Below are 14,014 nucleotides of genomic sequence, written 5' to 3'. Positions count from 1 at the left end.
CTTTCCCTTTTTTGATCCAACCTGATATAATTTCATTGTGGCAGCTCCTTTCGTTTTTGTTTTTCCCAAACAATAGTTTATCAAACTACCGTCTGGACTGCCACCTTCAATTTCTACGAAATTCGGGACTTACTCAAAATCAATATTGTGGTCATGAATATTATATTATGAAAGTACTTTTCTTATATAGGAAGTTTGAGTTATATATGTAAAATTAAAAGGAACTGGCTCAAGGTCAGCTCCTTTTTTATGCTTGTTCATTAAAAAGTCTTTCACTCAATTAATTATGCTGGTAGATATTAAGTAATTAGTTTTCCCATTTATTGTTGCCTTGATTATCCCGTGACTCCTTTTTTTTATCTTGTGAATAATCTGACTTATCATCAGATTGAGGGTCATTATTGTTTTCTGAGTGACTTTCATCAGATCTGCTAGCATCATCTTTTTGATCCTTGTTTTCTTTGGACTTTTCTCTGTCGCCGCTCTTGCCATCATTGCCTTTGCCGTCGCCGCCTTTACCGTCGCCGCCTTTACCATCGCCGTCTTTACCGTCGTTGCCTTTGCCGTCGTTGCCTCTACCGTCGCCGCCTTTGCCATCGCCGCCTTTGCCATCGCCGTCTTTACCATCGCCGTTTTTACCATCGCCGTCTTTACCATCGTTGCCTCTACCATCGTTGCTTTTGTCATCGCCGCCTTTACCACCGCCGGATTTTCCATCACCTGATGCTCCAATACCTATTGGTGAAATGAAGACGCTTTGATTTTGCATTACTCTCAATTTCAATTCAATAACCATGCTTTCTAAAAATGCTCTGAAAGTACGCTCGTTTGTAAGTCTTCCACCAGCTTGAGTTAATGCTTCAACATCTTTTTTAAGATCTACCTGTCTGATCTTTGATTCAATCAGTTCACAGTAAATTTTTTCATTCAATATTTCTGAATTAGTAATGCTTAATGCGTATTGATCGCTCCCATAGCCATCAGGTGATATAGCTGAGGAAGTAAGTACTTGTGGATTGCTGGCAGTTACAGGCTCTGTTATGAAATCAACTTTGGTAAAGCATTTAAATGGAATATTAACAACTGTAAAACGAATTTTTCCGCTTACAGATGAGTTTCCAACATGTCTTGCAGTAGAGTATTCTACACTGTTTCTAACAAAACCGCTTATAAGTAATTTAGCACTCTTCTTGTCGTCTGTGAGTAAAAGTTGGCTTCTGGTAAGGAAGACATTCTTTTTTACCCTGGTAATTTCTAATGCGGGTTCTTCCAGTTGTATTGTAGCATCAACATAAACCTGTACATCTGCTTCTGATATAACAACAGGAATTTTTCCCACAAGAGGAACCTTTTTGCCTTCAACTTTCTTTGGTTGGCTGGGTGAAGCTAAAAGAGTCGTTGCGTTAAGTACTGACGAATTTGTACTGACAACATGACTAGTAGTCTGTTCCATTTTAATTCCTCCAATGCGTCCTCAAATAAGGAAAATTTTAAATATACACACTAATAATCGTATGCGTAAATGACTGTTTTTGTTACATTATGTTCCTGTATTATTTCTATGAAAGCCAATATCCTTTTAATATGCATTAAGTACGGCATGAATGAAAAATTACTTCCGCTTTTGAGCGAGTGTTGACGAGTCAAGCCAACACATGAGCGAAATTTATAGCGGAAGTTATTTTTGGATCATGACTAACACAAATTTTATAAAAAATATATATATTAATACATAAGAAAATATATATTTAAAATTTGATAGGAAGTGCATTTGAAAATGAAAACAAAAACAAATTATATCCGTTGGAATAAAGAGATGGAAAGAAAATGCTTGGGTAGTGCCTGGCCTGCACATTTACGCAACAACAGATCTAGGAAAAATGCATCCAATACAAATATGGAGGAAGAAAAGGGTATAACAAATGATGAAATTGTTTTAGAAGAGAATAATTGTTTTAATTCGGAAAACATTGAAAATGTTTGTGTGGATAAGGATATAACCCTTGATATATCTGAAGACATGCAGGAAAACGTGGAAGAAAGCATACCTGAAAATACCCACAATATTAGTCTAAAAGACTTTATGGAAAATACAATAAAAGAAAATGAAATGCAAAAAGCAAAAATATATGATAATCCAAAGAAGATACGCTGGAATGAAAATATGGTAAAAAGATGCTTCGGGTCTTATCTTGGAATCCAACAAGACACAAAAAAGGATAACAAGAAATGGGCAAAAAAAGACAGCAGTATACCTGATAATAATATTGTTAAAGACCGTAACGAGGCTATGAACAATGAGCCTTCAGAAGATATAATTTCACAAGACAGTTACATGTTGGATGCCCAGCTGTATAATGGAGACTTTGTTGAAGAGGTTAAAAAGGCAGTAAAACGCAAGAAGAGAAGAAATAAGGGTAGTAAGAAAAAATCCTACTCTAATGAAGGGTTTAACGATTTGAGTTATGAAGCAAGTTTGCAAAATTTATGGTCAGGTGAAGCCGGGACGTTTGTAGAAGACAATTACAGCGATTGCGACAAATCACACGACCAGGATGATATGGTGAATTACCAAAAGGTTTCTTGGTCAATTATTAGTGAGGGTGAAGAGCAGAAGATACTTAGTGAAAGTTTTGAGAATATATATAGTGACAGCAACCAAAATACAGATAATGACATTAACAACAATACAGATAATGAAAGTAATGATAATACATATAATACAAATAATCACTATAACTTTAATACGGACAGTGATAATAATGAAACTGGAGATATTGACAGTATTTATACTACAGATAATGACAACAATGATGAAATTGCGGCTTATGACAGTGCTGAATGTTTAGTCAGTGATAATATAGCAGAAGATAAATATTACATAGAGGAAGATTACTTTAACGAAGAAAACACTAGTAATGAAATGGAAAATAATCTTAATTTGCTAACTGGTGATATTTTTCAAATTGAATCTTCCGGCAATGAAGGTGAGGTATATGAGGATTATAATGTGTTTGATATTGAGGAAAGCGATTTAGTTGAAGCACTTGATCTTGAAATAGCTAATGAAACAATAGATAGTTTGGATTGGGATAACAACTGGGGTGAGTATGATTTAATGGATACTGGTACTCAAGAAATTGAAACAGTTGATTCATTTAGTGATTATGGAAACAGTATGGCAGAAGATATTGATTTTAATTTCAATTATGAATATGAAGTTGAAAGTCAGGGTTATACAGCAAATTTTGAGGAGAAAGGTTATGGGCAGTCTATAGAGTGCCGAATAGTAACTTGAAATTTATGCATTGTGGAAAAACTGGCATCGTAGAAAAAATAGCATCATATCGAAAGAAGTTTCAGAGGTGATCTTTGAAGCTTCTTTTTTGGCATAATTAAATATTTCTGCTATAATTTAAATAAGAAAGTAATGACTGAAGGAGATAGAATTATGAACAAGAGAATTCTGGCTCGGTAGAGACGGTGACCGCTATTTCACCGAATCAAGCTGGGACGGCGGTGTATATGACAAATATCGAGTCAATAATCTTGATTATGTGTTATAGAGTGGGAGAAGAATAAAGTGTTTAGAATATTAGTGATTTGGCGGTGAAGAGAGTGAACTTAAATTTATATATAGAAAGAGTATTGTTTAATAGTGATTTTAATGATACATCATACATAAGGGATATACCTGTAATAAGAAAACTTATTGATAAGAAGGAGCTGAATTTTAATAAACCTGTTACATTTATTGTCGGAGAGAATGGAACCGGCAAATCAACCTTGCTAGAGGCGATCGCCATACGGGCAGGATTTAATGCTGAAGGCGGATCGCGTAATTTTAATTTTTCTACTAAGGCGACAGAATCAACCCTGCATCAATATGTGAAAGTATCCAGGAAAAGGCGTGAAAGCGACGGGTTTTTCCTTCGTGCCGAAAGTTTTTATAATGTTGCAACACAAGTGGATGATTTGAATTTAAATCTTGACGGGTATGGAGGGAGATCTCTTCACCATCAGTCTCATGGCGAAAGCTTTATGGCTCTTGTACAGAACAGGTTTAGAGGAAACGGATTGTACATTCTTGACGAACCTGAAGCAGCTTTGTCTCCGCTTCGTCAAATGACACTACTGGCGGAATTTAACAGATTGGTTAAAAATAATTCCCAGTTTATCATTGCAACTCATTCGCCTATTTTACTTGCTTATCCTAATTCGGATATATTTGAATTGACAGATGATGATATTAAAATTACCGAGTATAAAAAAACAGAGCATTACACTTTAACTAAGCGATTTTTGGACAACCCTGAAAAGATGTTAAAATATCTATTTGATGAGTAGGTTTATTGTGCTTATGTCAATTATATGGTATTATTAATAGTAGAAAATGGTTCTGGAACAAGTTCTTCATATATTCTAAAACCTTTAATATATTAGCTTGTTAAACAAATTTTTATGGGGGTGACAGAAAAAATAGTTAAAAATGTGTTTTGTGTTACATTAAAGATGCATTTACTCAAATTATAGATACAATCTATTTTATCTATCACACTTATACATCATTATGATTAAAAGCGATAATAATCTTGTATTTATCACATTTAATCTAGTCATAGAAACATACAAATCTGATTATTATACTATTTCCTTAAAGAGAAATGCTTTAAAAAAGTTTTACTTAATTTTGAACAGTTAGTTTTAGGGGGAAAAGGAAATGAAAAAGTTTTTTATTTTGTCTTTGGTAATAGCACTTATTACCTCATGCATACCTGCAGGTATGACAATGACTGCAGCGGCAGCTGAAGCTGATGCCAATGATGACTGGCTGCACGTAGAAGGTACCAATATTGTTGACAAGTATGGCAATAAGGTTTGGTTAACCGGTGCAAACTGGTTTGGATTCAACTGCAGGGAGAGGATGCTTCTGGATTCATATCACAGCAATATAGTAGCAGACATAGAAATTGTGGCGGATAAGGGTATAAACGTTGTGAGATTGCCTATCGCAACAGATTTACTATATGCATGGAGCAAAGGTGAATATCCAATTTCAACAGATACAAGCTACAACAATGAAGCACTAAAAGGGCTAAACAGTTATGAATTGTTTCACTTTATGCTGGAAAACTTCAAAAGGGTAGGTATAAAAGTTATACTTGACGTACATAGTGCAGAAACAGATAATATGGGTCATACACATCCGGTTTGGTATAAGGGTACAATAACAGAAGAAATATTTAAATCTGCCTGGGTTTGGGCAGCAAACCATTTTAAAAATGATGATACAGTAATAGGTTTTGACCTAAAAAATGAGCCTCACACAAATACCGGTACCCTCAAAATTATTTCACAAAGTGCAATTTGGGATGATTCAAATAGGGCAACCAACTGGAAAAGAGTAGCTCAGGAAACTGCGTTAAAGATACTGGATGTACACCCCAATATATTAATATTTGTTGAGGGTGTTGAGATTTATCCTAAAGATGGGAAATGGGATGATGCAGAGATTGATACTAGCCCATGGACAGGGAAAAATGAATACTATGGCAACTGGTGGGGAGGGAACCTTAGGGGTGTAAAGGATTATCCCATTAACTTAGGTAAGTATCAGAAGCAGCTTGTATATTCACCACATGACTACGGCCCTTTAGTATATGAGCAGGAGTGGTTTAAAGGGGAGTTTGTAACTGCAAATGATGCTACAGCTAAAAAAATCTTATATGAGGAATGCTGGAGGGACAACTGGGCATATATAATGGAACAGGGAATATCTCCTTTGCTTGTTGGAGAATGGGGAGGACTCACTGAAGGCAGCGATAAGCTTCTTGATGTTAATAAGAAGTATTTGAGAGCTATGAGAGACTATATCATAGAAAACAAATTTAAGTTGCACCATACCTTCTGGTGCATAAACATTGACTCGGCAGATACCGGCGGATTGCTGACCCGCGGAGAGGGAACCGCATTCCCTGGAGGAAGGGACCTTAAGTGGAATGACAATAAATACGACAACTATTTACTGCCTACTTTATGGAGAAACAGTGCAGGAAAGTTTATTGGTCTTGACCACAAAATACCTTTAGGTAAAAACGGTGTGACAACAACAGGAGAAGCTCCAAGCGATACGCCGTCAACTTCTACACCAACGCCTACAAAGCCTACACCTGTCAGCCCAACCCCAACATCAGGCAATAACACAGGCTTTACTGTCTCAGGATATATAAAACCGATATTTAACTACACAAGCAGCAGCGTTTTGGAAGGTTTTAAAGTTGAATTGGATGGTACAGGTCTAAGTGCATTAACTGATGAAAAGGGTTATTTTGAGATTAAGAATGTACCTGGCAACAAAACCTATACAATTAAAATAGGAAAGGCCGGATACCTTGAAAGGACCATCACATCAGTTGCTGTAAACGGTAACAAGGAGATATCCAAAGAAACTTCTCCGCTGGATATCTGGGCAGGTGATATACCTGTGAAAGGTGTACAGGATAGTTCTATAAATATTGCGGATGTTGTTGAACTTGCAAAGGCTTTCAACAAGACCTCAGCAGATGCAGGATTTTTAACATATGCGGATTTTAATAAGGATAACAGCATAAATATGTCGGATGTTATTATACTGGCTAAAAACTTTAATAAGACATCGGCTGATTATCCGACTGTAATTTGAGTTAAGAATAATTATAATATTTAATCGGCAGGCATGATAAAGTTGTCGGTTTTAGGGCTGTATCATAATATAATTATGAATATGGCCCTTTCTGTTTTTGTAATTATAGATAACGAACTGATATATAACTTTATAATTCGTTATCTATAATTATCAGATATACCAGATAAATATTTGAATCAATCTCACCTTTTTGTGGAAATGCATATAAAACGGTGATATAATGTGAATTGACTATTTAAGTGCGTTGAGGAGGAAATATTGTGGCAGAGAAAAATGACAGACTTATAATACCTGAAAAATATGATCCAATTCTATCTGTTAGACAGACAGAGGATGCCATTAAGAAGATAAAAGACAATTTTGAAAATGAACTGGCAAAAGTGCTTAACCTCAGCAGGGTTTCCGCCCCTTTATTTATTAAGCCGGAAACCGGAATGAATGATAACCTCAATGGAGTAGAAAGACCGGTTGCTTTTGACGTTAAGGGAATTGGGGGAGATACTGTAGAAGTGGTACATTCTCTCGCAAAATGGAAACGTATGGCTCTCGGTAAGTATGACTTCAAGGTGGGTGAGGGCTTATACACCGATATGAATGCCATAAGAAGAGATGAGGACCTTGACAACCTTCACTCAATTTATGTTGACCAATGGGATTGGGAACTGGTTCTTGAAAAGAAGGACAGAAATGTTGATACATTAAAGAGCATTGTAAGGAAGATTTATGGTGCAGTTAAGAAAACTGAAGATTTTGTTTGTGAAATGCACCCTCAAATACCTAAGATTTTACCGGATGAAATCACCTTCATAACTACCCAGGAACTTGAAGATATGTATCCTGCTCTTTCATCTAAGGAAAGGGAAGATGCTATAGCAAAAGAAAAGAAGGCAGTATTTGTTATGAAGATAGGAGGCCTTTTAAAGTCGGGTATCAAACATGACGGAAGAGCTCCTGATTATGATGATTGGCAACTTAACGGAGACATAGTTTTATGGTACCCTGTTTTAAATAGAGCTTTTGAAATATCATCGATGGGAATAAGAGTGGATGAGGATTCACTCGTAAGTCAGCTTAAGGAGGCTGGTTGCGAAGACCGCAAACGCTTGAAATTCCATAAGGATTTGATGGAAGGAAGGCTTCCTTATACTGTTGGAGGAGGAATTGGCCAGTCAAGATTGTGCATGTACTTTATGAAGAAGGCCCATATAGGTGAAGTACAGGCTTCCATATGGCCGGACTCAATGATTGAAGTTTGCGATAAGGCAAATATAAAATTGTTATAATTAAGAATATGAATACTTTATATTATGCAATATACAAAAGTAATGTATATTGCATAATATATGGGTTAAAATATCAATTAACAAAGGGGTTAATGGATAATATGAAAAGTACAATGATTAAAAGCCTATATAGACAGGCGGAAGATTATGTTAACAAGGAAATAACCGTTTCAGGTTGGGTTAAAACACTAAGGGATTCAAAGACATTCGGGTTTATTGAAGTTAACGATGGGTCTTTCTTCAAAAACCTTCAGATTGTTTTTGAAGAAGGCAGTATTGCCAATTTTAAAGAAATAACAAAGATGCCTGTTGGCTCTTCAATTACAGTCCAAGGTACGCTTGTTGAAACACCCAATGCAAAACAGCCTTTTGAACTCAAAGCAAGCAGTATACAAATTGAAGGACTTTCAACGCCCGATTATCCGCTGCAAAAGAAACGTCATACGTTTGAGTATTTAAGGACAATAGCACATCTAAGACCTAGAACCAATACTTTTTCAGCAGTATTCAGGGTAAGGTCTCTTGCAGCCTATGCAATACACAAGTTCTTTCAGGAAAGAGGCTTTGTATATGTTCATACGCCCATAATAACCGGAAGTGATGCTGAAGGTGCGGGCCAGATGTTCAGAGTGTCTACCCTCGACTCAAATAATCTACCCAGAACCGAAGACGGCAAAATAGATTTCAGCAAGGACTTCTTCGGAAAGGAAACCAACCTTACAGTAAGCGGTCAGCTAGAAGGCGAAACATACTGTATGGCCTTCAGAAATATATACACCTTCGGGCCGACTTTCAGGGCAGAGAATTCCAATACCGCAAGACATGCTGCCGAATTTTGGATGGTAGAGCCTGAAATTGCTTTTGCAGACCTTCAGGATGACATGGAACTTGCAGAAGACATGTTGAAGTTTATAATAAACTACTGCATGGAAAATGCACCGGAGGAAATGGCATTCTTTAATAGTTTCGTTGATAATACATTGTTTGAAAGACTTAATAATATTGTAAGCTCCAAATTTGCACATGTAACATATACTGAGGCAATTGAGCTTTTGAAGAAAGAGAAGGACAAATTTGAATACCCTGTAGAGTGGGGATCAGATCTTCAGACAGAACACGAGAGATATCTTACAGAGCAGATATTCAAAAAGCCTGTTTTTGTTACCGACTATCCCAAGGATATAAAAGCATTCTATATGAGAATGAATGATGACAACAAAACAGTTGCAGCCATGGATCTTTTAGTTCCGGGAGTAGGTGAAATAATAGGAGGAAGCCAGAGGGAAGAAAGACTTGACTTGCTGGAAAAGAGAATGGAAGAGATGGGACTTCACAAGGATGACTACTGGTGGTACCTGGATTTAAGAAAGTATGGAGGAACAAAGCATGCCGGATTCGGATTGGGCTTTGAAAGGGCTATAATGTATATTACAGGCATGTCAAATATAAGAGATGTTGTTGCGTTCCCAAGAACGGTTAATTCAGCAGAGTTCTAAGTGATAAATATGAATTATAAGTGAATAATAAATGAACAGTTATGGCGTGGTTACGAAGCTATAGCTGTTTTTTTAATGTCTATCTATTGATTAATTTACTATTCTGTGATACTATATACTTGTAGTAAGTAATACAGAATACAAGTGATACAGAATACAGGTAATACAAAATAGCAAGGAGGGGGTTACACTGGAAAACCTAACGGAAATGTTGAAAGGTGTGTTGGAGGGCTGTGTCCTTGAAATCATAAGCCATGAGGAAATCTATGGTTATGAGATCACGCGGCGGCTGAACGCTCTTGGATTTTCGGACGTTGTGGATGGGACAGTATATACCATCTTGGTGCGGCTTGAGAAAAACAAGTTGGTGGAAATTACGAAAAAGCCATCCGATATGGGGCCACCGCGAAAGTTTTTCGCACTCAACGACGCAGGGCACAATGAACTACAAAAGTTTTGGGAAAAGTGGGAGTTCGTATCATCAAAAATTAATGAGTTAAAGGAGAAAAAACGATGAATTTTTGGGAAAAAATCACGGGCAGTGACATAACTAAAGAATTGAAAACTTTTGAATCGCGAGCCAAAAAACTGCCACCTGATTACCAAGCGGCATGGGAAAAAATTAATGCCAATCTTTGGTCGCATTCGGATTTCACCGGCCGCAACCTCATGCCAATTCTTGACGGTGTGCTTGGACTACTCGAAGAAACGGCGGCGGAAGGTCAGAGTGTCCAAGAGGTTTTGGGTGACGATATCAAAGGCTTCTGTTCAACACTGGCCGGCATCGATGGGGCAAATTCTTTTCGCGACAAGTGGAGAGAGCAACTTAATAATAATATCGCTAAAAAATTAGGTAAATAGGAGGATAAAATGAGAATACAAGATATCATCAAAGGCAAAAAAGAGTGGCGAGCACATATGGCACGTGTCAAAGCACTCCCGCGAGATTATCAGATTGTTTATAAAGAGATTCAAAAATATCTCTTCAAGGTTGGCCCTGTTGAGCTAAACGACGGGACGGGTTTGCTTTCGGGGATTATCGATCTTTTTGAAGAGGGCACGGCCTTGGGGAAAGGCGTGCTCGAAGTGACAGGCAATGACGTAGCGGCTTTTTGCGATGATCTAATTAAAGATTCAAAAACTTATTCTGACATCTATCAAGAATCTGTTGATCAAGAAGTTTACAAGGCCATAAAAAAGTCTATAGATAAACATAAGTAAAGGGGAGATATCGGGATGGAAAAGGCAATTGAAGTGAAAGGTCTGCGAAAGTCTTTCAAGGACACAGAAGTCCTAAAGGGTGTGGATTTTGAGGTGATGCCAGGTGAGATTTTCGCATTGCTCGGCTCTAACGGTGCGGGCAAGACTACGGTGGTGAACATCCTTTCGACACTTCTGAAATCTGATGGAGGAACCGCGATCGTTTGCGGCTTTGATGTTTCGCATCAGCCGGAAAAGGTACGCGAAAATATCAGCCTGACCGGGCAGTTCACCGCTGTGGACGAGATATTGACCGGACGTGAAAACATTATGCTGGTCGCAAAGCTAAGGAGTGTTCCCAAACCAGCCCAAGTTGCCGACGATTTACTCAAGCACTTTGGGCTTACTGACGCGGCAAACAAACGAGCGGGTACGTATTCCGGAGGCATGAAGCGCAGATTGGATATAGCGATGAGCCTTGTAGGAACGCCCTCCATTATCTTTCTTGACGAGCCGACAACCGGACTTGATCCGGAGGGGCGACTTGAGGTCTGGAAAACCGTTAAGAAGCTTGCAGGCAAAGGCGTAACTATTCTACTTACAACGCAGTATCTGGATGAAGCAGAGCAGCTTGCCGACAAAATCGCGATCCTGAACGAGGGCAAAATTATCGCTAACGGAACGCTTGAAGAACTTAAAAAGCTGTTCCCGCCCGCAAAAAAAGAATACATTGAAAAACAGCTGACACTCGAGGAGATTTTCCTCGCGATCATTGGTAAAGGAGGTCAAACAAAATGAAAAACAATACTAGCGTACTGACCGGACGCTTAATGAAGCACATATTACGGAGCCCGGACACGATTATCACTGTCGCACTAACGCCGATTGCGATGATGCTGATGTTTGTCTACGTGTTCGGTGGTGCAGTAAAAATGAGTATGGGTGCTGATGTCAATTATATTAATTACCAACTGCCGGGCATACTGCTGATGGCCATCGCGTCCGGCATAGCCTACACAGCATTTCGTATGTTTGTGGATAAGCAGAAAGGGCTTTTCATGCGGTTCAATTCTATGCCTATAGGCCGCTCGTCGGTCCTGTGGAGTCATGTGCTGACCTCTCTTGTGTCCAATATGCTTACAGTCGTTATTATTATCCTTGTTGCACTTATTATGGGCTTCCGTTCAAGTGCGGGAATACTTAACTGGCTCGCGGCAGCAGGAATACTCACACTATACACGCTTGCACTGACATGGATCGCGGTCATTCCGGGACTCACTGCAAAATCTATGGAGGGTGCGTCTTCGTTCTCATATCCATTGATTTTCCTGCCTTTTCTCAGTTCAGCTTTTGTTCCGACAGAAACAATGCCAACCGTTGTCCGCGTATTTGCTGAGAATCAGCCTGTAACGTCAATTGTTGAGTCGATTCGCTCGCTGTTGAACTCCAAACCCGTAGGAAACGATATCTGGATAGCCCTCGTGTGGTGTGTCGGTACCATGGTTGTTGCCTGCATATTTGCGATGAAGGCATATGGACGCAGGATATGAAGTCATATAGATTCGTTTTTATACACAATATTGCCGTTTTCATCTATTTCTTCATACTCTTTTAGTCCTGCTTATAGGTTCATAGTATCTCCATATTTCAACTAAATTGTAAGGGAATTTTTATGTCTGAGGTTTTGACTTCTTTGGAACTTTTTGTATTTATGTTCGTCATAATATATTATTTATAAGGAGGAATATTATGAGAACTAATACATTTATTTTTGTTTTGCTGTGTTTGCTGGTGCTTGGATTTACTGCGTGTGGGAGATTTAGTGATGTAGAATATATTCAAATATCTCAAGAAAGTAAAGACATTGATGGTGTTAATGAGCTAAAAAAATTTCTAGAGGAAAAGAAAGTCGTCTTTACTTCTGAAGAAATTGAGGGAGAAAGCGATTATATACCAGGGAAAAGAACAATATTTCATATAAATGATGAAAAAGTTATAACTCATCAGTTTTCAAGTGTTAGTGAAGCTGAGGGGTATAAGAATAACTTTGATAGTGGAGGCTGTACAATCGGCAATAATAAAATTTCATGGGCGGGCTACCCCCACTTTTATCAGAAGTGGAACCTGATAGTGGAATATGTAGGCTACAGTGATAATTTGGCTAAAGCCCTTGAAGAGTTGCTGGGTGTTCAATTTTCAGGCCACTATGCTACTGGGAATTAAATGATGTATAAAAGCCAGCTGATGGGAAATATCAGCTGGCTTTTGAATTTTGTAACATATTATGACTAATTAGTGCATTCTAAGTCATTATTTTTTTATGCATTTATACAATACAGTAAACAACTCAGCTCTGGTTATGCTGCTTCCTGGCTTAAATGCTCTCATGATCATTGTTAGTGCTTCCTGCCTGCTGCATTCCTTATTTGGCAAGAATGTCTTGTCAGCATTTCCCTGAATGATTCCCTTTTCTTTTGCCAATGCAATGTAGCTTAATGCCCATGAAGGGATACTCTTTGCATCTGTAAAATCAAGTTTGGCATCAGCAGAAGGCTTAAGTCCTAAGGCTTTAATTATTACAACTGCAAGTTCAGCCCTTGAAATGTTTTGATCCGGCTTGATTGTACCATCTGCATAGCCGCTTATAATTCCTTTTGATATAAGATCGTTTATGTATTCCTTTGCCCAGTGACTTGATATATCACCCGCAGCAGGCTTTGGTGTTGCAGTAGGTGTAGGCGCTGTAGTGTTTGTCGGTGAACTGCTGGGTTAAGGGAGTTCTTTGTATTACTATTTTCTAAAAATCTATTACTAACATTATAAACTATGTTAACCTTTGACAATTAAATGATATATGTGGTATTATTTTTGGGAGAATTTCGGTTTTAGTATAAATATATTATTGACAATATATTTTGCCAAAGTAGTGTTATTCGTTGATTATTTCTTTGGGAAGGAATGCAGCTTTTAGTTTACTGATAAGTAAAGGTTTTTCTAATACCAGATAGCCTTTCTGTGTTTTTTTTATGATTATAATTAACAAGCCATGTTTCTAAATATTCTAATTCTCAGAAATTAGTTCAACTTAGTAGTAAATTATATTATTTGTTACGTTATATATTGTATTTCTTTTATTAGCAAGAATTATTTTTAAATATTAGCTTAATAAATATGCTATGAAAAAATATTTCTATCTAACGTAATATCTATATGTATAGTTTCGAAAAGTAACTGGTAATTGGCTTGAAAACAAAAATTCAGGTTTGATTCATAAAAAACAAGGTAAAAAACCTTATTGAACTTTGAAAAAAGTATATTGTTACGACAGAGCAAATAAAAAAGGGCATGGC

General features: G+C 37.6%; 13 protein-coding genes and 1 pseudogene. 12 read left to right on the top strand and 2 right to left on the bottom strand.

Translation table 11 applies throughout. The features are described from left to right. Positions 1 to 307: 307 nt before the first annotated feature. Positions 308 to 1,453, bottom strand: coding sequence for a CsxC family protein (locus VIO64_RS06505; RefSeq protein ID WP_331916363.1), 1,146 nt, complete (start codon positions 1,451 to 1,453; stop codon positions 308 to 310). A gap of 324 nt (positions 1,454 to 1,777) precedes the next feature. On the opposite strand from VIO64_RS06505, the gene VIO64_RS06500 reads away from it, so the two are divergent. From VIO64_RS06500 to VIO64_RS06445, 12 genes and pseudogenes are all read left to right on the top strand, one after another. Then, complete coding sequence (locus tag VIO64_RS06500) at positions 1,778 to 3,298, top strand: hypothetical protein (protein WP_331916361.1); 1,521 nt, start codon at positions 1,778 to 1,780, stop codon at positions 3,296 to 3,298. 320 nt (positions 3,299 to 3,618) lie between these two features. After that, the gene (locus VIO64_RS06495) at positions 3,619 to 4,347 is read left to right on the top strand and encodes an AAA family ATPase (protein ID WP_331916359.1); all 729 of its coding nucleotides are present in this window, start codon (positions 3,619 to 3,621) and stop codon (positions 4,345 to 4,347) included. A gap of 373 nt (positions 4,348 to 4,720) precedes the next feature. Beyond that, a pseudogene (locus tag VIO64_RS06490) lies at positions 4,721 to 6,103 on the top strand (glycoside hydrolase family 5 protein); the annotation flags it as partial. Next, positions 6,101 to 6,682: a carboxypeptidase regulatory-like domain-containing protein gene (locus VIO64_RS23050; RefSeq protein WP_414705241.1), complete on the top strand. Its 582-nt coding sequence runs from the start codon at positions 6,101 to 6,103 to the stop codon at positions 6,680 to 6,682. The pseudogene VIO64_RS06490 and the gene VIO64_RS23050, both read left to right, overlap by 3 nt. 263 nt (positions 6,683 to 6,945) lie before the next feature. Then, positions 6,946 to 7,968: an aspartate--ammonia ligase gene (gene asnA, locus VIO64_RS06480; protein WP_331916357.1), complete on the top strand. Its 1,023-nt coding sequence runs from the start codon at positions 6,946 to 6,948 to the stop codon at positions 7,966 to 7,968. 101 nt (positions 7,969 to 8,069) lie between these two features. Continuing rightward, on the top strand, positions 8,070 to 9,464 hold the full coding sequence (gene asnS, locus VIO64_RS06475; RefSeq protein WP_331916355.1) for an asparagine--tRNA ligase: 1,395 nt from the start codon (positions 8,070 to 8,072) through the stop codon (positions 9,462 to 9,464). A gap of 190 nt (positions 9,465 to 9,654) precedes the next feature. Next, entirely contained in the window at positions 9,655 to 9,981 is a 327-nt protein-coding gene (locus tag VIO64_RS06470) for a PadR family transcriptional regulator (protein WP_331916367.1), read from the top strand. Beyond that, entirely contained in the window at positions 9,978 to 10,325 is a 348-nt protein-coding gene (locus VIO64_RS06465) for a DUF1048 domain-containing protein (RefSeq protein ID WP_331916353.1), read from the top strand. The genes VIO64_RS06470 and VIO64_RS06465 overlap by 4 nt, the downstream gene beginning before the upstream one ends. Before the next feature lie 9 nt (positions 10,326 to 10,334). Then, the gene (locus VIO64_RS06460; protein WP_331916351.1) at positions 10,335 to 10,685 is read left to right on the top strand and encodes a DUF1048 domain-containing protein; all 351 of its coding nucleotides are present in this window, start codon (positions 10,335 to 10,337) and stop codon (positions 10,683 to 10,685) included. A gap of 15 nt (positions 10,686 to 10,700) precedes the next feature. Then, positions 10,701 to 11,462: an ABC transporter ATP-binding protein gene (locus VIO64_RS06455; protein WP_331916349.1), complete on the top strand. Its 762-nt coding sequence runs from the start codon at positions 10,701 to 10,703 to the stop codon at positions 11,460 to 11,462. Further along, complete coding sequence (locus tag VIO64_RS06450; RefSeq protein WP_331916347.1) at positions 11,459 to 12,214, top strand: ABC transporter permease; 756 nt, start codon at positions 11,459 to 11,461, stop codon at positions 12,212 to 12,214. Before VIO64_RS06455 ends, VIO64_RS06450 begins: the two co-directional genes overlap by 4 nt. A 199-nt stretch (positions 12,215 to 12,413) precedes the next feature. Then, on the top strand, positions 12,414 to 12,887 hold the full coding sequence (locus VIO64_RS06445) for a hypothetical protein (RefSeq protein ID WP_331916345.1): 474 nt from the start codon (positions 12,414 to 12,416) through the stop codon (positions 12,885 to 12,887). An 87-nt stretch (positions 12,888 to 12,974) separates the two neighbouring features. On the opposite strand, the gene VIO64_RS06440 is transcribed toward VIO64_RS06445, so the two are convergent. Further along, positions 12,975 to 13,364, bottom strand: a complete 390-nt coding sequence (locus VIO64_RS06440) for an S-layer homology domain-containing protein (RefSeq protein WP_414705240.1) — start codon at positions 13,362 to 13,364, stop codon at positions 12,975 to 12,977. Between the last annotated feature and the right edge of the window lie 650 nt (positions 13,365 to 14,014).

Origin of the sequence: Pseudobacteroides sp. (genome assembly GCF_036567765.1) — a bacterium.
Classification (GTDB): Bacteria; Bacillota; Clostridia; order Acetivibrionales; family DSM-2933; genus Pseudobacteroides.
The sequence above is the reverse complement of the archived record's forward strand: the minus strand, read 5'-3'. Positions and strand labels throughout refer to the sequence as shown.

Bases quoted from the DNA above. Each gene is read 5' to 3' on its own strand.
- VIO64_RS06505 (WP_331916363.1), bottom strand. From the start codon at position 1,453: ATGGAACAGACTACTAGTCATGTTGTCAGTACAAATTCGTCAGTACTT.
- VIO64_RS06500 (WP_331916361.1), top strand. From the start codon at position 1,778: ATGAAAACAAAAACAAATTATATCCGTTGGAATAAAGAGATGGAAAGA.
- asnS (WP_331916355.1), top strand. From the start codon at position 8,070: ATGAAAAGTACAATGATTAAAAGCCTATATAGACAGGCGGAAGATTAT.
- VIO64_RS06465 (WP_331916353.1), top strand. From the start codon at position 9,978: ATGAATTTTTGGGAAAAAATCACGGGCAGTGACATAACTAAAGAATTG.
- VIO64_RS06460 (WP_331916351.1), top strand. From the start codon at position 10,335: ATGAGAATACAAGATATCATCAAAGGCAAAAAAGAGTGGCGAGCACAT.
- VIO64_RS06455 (WP_331916349.1), top strand. From the start codon at position 10,701: ATGGAAAAGGCAATTGAAGTGAAAGGTCTGCGAAAGTCTTTCAAGGAC.
- VIO64_RS06450 (WP_331916347.1), top strand. From the start codon at position 11,459: ATGAAAAACAATACTAGCGTACTGACCGGACGCTTAATGAAGCACATA.
- VIO64_RS06445 (WP_331916345.1), top strand. From the start codon at position 12,414: ATGAGAACTAATACATTTATTTTTGTTTTGCTGTGTTTGCTGGTGCTT.